Genomic DNA, 1,351 nt, shown 5'->3' with positions numbered 1-1,351 from the left:
ATTGCTGCCGTCGCTCCTTTGAACGAAGATTCGGCTGACGGCAAAAGCCGCCGAGCATTGAGATCAAGGAGGCCGCAGTGAAGCAATATGTCGGATTGGATGTGTCGCAGCGAGAGACCAGCGTTTGCGTCGTCGACGATGCTGGAAGGCCTGTGTTCCAAGGGAAAGTGAAATCCGATCCAGGAGCACTGACGGAGTTGCTCCGCAAACGCGCACCTCACGCGGAGCGCATCGGGTTCGAGACAGGCGCCAAGTCCAGCTGGCTCTGGCATGAGCTCAAGCGGGTCGGATTGCCGGTTGTCTGCATTGATGCTCGACATGCGAAGGCGGCACTTTCAGTTCGAATGAACAAAAGTGATGAGAACGATGCCCGCGGCTTGGCCGAGCTGGTTCGCGTCGGTTGGTATCGGGAAGTGAAGGTCAAAAGCGCGGAAAGCCAGGCCACCCGATCCATGCTCGTCGTACGGTCAAGACTTGTTGAGATCCGGCGCGATCTCGAAAACCAGACACGGTCCATGCTGAAGGAATATGGGCTGCAGTTCAGTCGATCGATTGGGTCACAGTTCCGGCGAAAGGTTTGGGAACTGGTTGCTGACGGGCATCCGCTTCGGTTGTTGGTTCAGGCGCTTCTGTCTGTCCACGAGCAGGTCTGCAGTGAGCAGGAGAAGCTCGATCGGCAAGTCCGGCATCTCGCTCGTGAAGACGAAACCACACGCCAGCTGATGACGGTCCCTGGCATTGGCGTGGTGACCGCGCTCACCTTCCGCCACACGATCGACGATCCCGCGCGCTTTCGCTCGGCCGCCAACGTCGGAGCCTATCTCGGCCTGACTCCGCGACGAAAGCAGTCCGGTGAAACGGATATCAATGGCCGCGTCTCACGTTGGGGAGATCGACTGCTGCGGACCTATCTGTACGAGGCGGCCAGCGTGCTCCTACACCGAACGAAAAGATGGTCCACGCTGAAAGCCTGGGGGATGCGTCTGTCGAGACGGATCGGCTTGAAGAAGGCAAAGGTGGCGGTCGCACGGAAGATCGCCGTTCTGCTTCATTGCATTTGGGTTGATGGCACCAGCTTCGAGTGGGGCAGCGAAAAGATGGCGTAACAAATCCGCACTCGATCTCAATCGCAGGCCCGTTTCCGAACTCGCGATGTCCCCGCCGGGACGGTGGTTGCGGCGACCTCGGTCAAACGGCCGACAGCAGTTCATCTGCATCTCGTTGGAAACGTTGAGGCGCTCGACCCGAACATCATCATGAGGCACTCGACCTCGGAAAGGACCATGACCCCGGCGATGGCAGTGCGAGATCCGGATTGACAACTCCCCGCAATTAAAGGGCCGTTTGACAG

Annotated in this window: 1 protein-coding gene; it reads left to right on the top strand. The window is 58.8% G+C overall.

Translation table 11 applies throughout. The features are described 5' to 3' along the window. The first annotated feature begins 77 nt into the window (after nucleotides 1–77). Nucleotides 78–1,106 (top strand): IS110 family RNA-guided transposase, encoded by a 1,029-nt coding sequence (locus NKH23_RS34390; protein ID WP_353036789.1) that lies wholly within the window; start codon nucleotides 78–80, stop codon nucleotides 1,104–1,106. The last annotated feature ends 245 nt before the right edge of the window (nucleotides 1,107–1,351 follow it).

The sequence above is a fragment of the Mesorhizobium sp. M1328 genome (genome assembly GCF_040318075.1).
Lineage (GTDB): Bacteria > Pseudomonadota > Alphaproteobacteria > Rhizobiales > Rhizobiaceae > Mesorhizobium.
The sequence above is the reverse complement of the archived record's forward strand: the minus strand, read 5'-3'. Positions and strand labels throughout refer to the sequence as shown.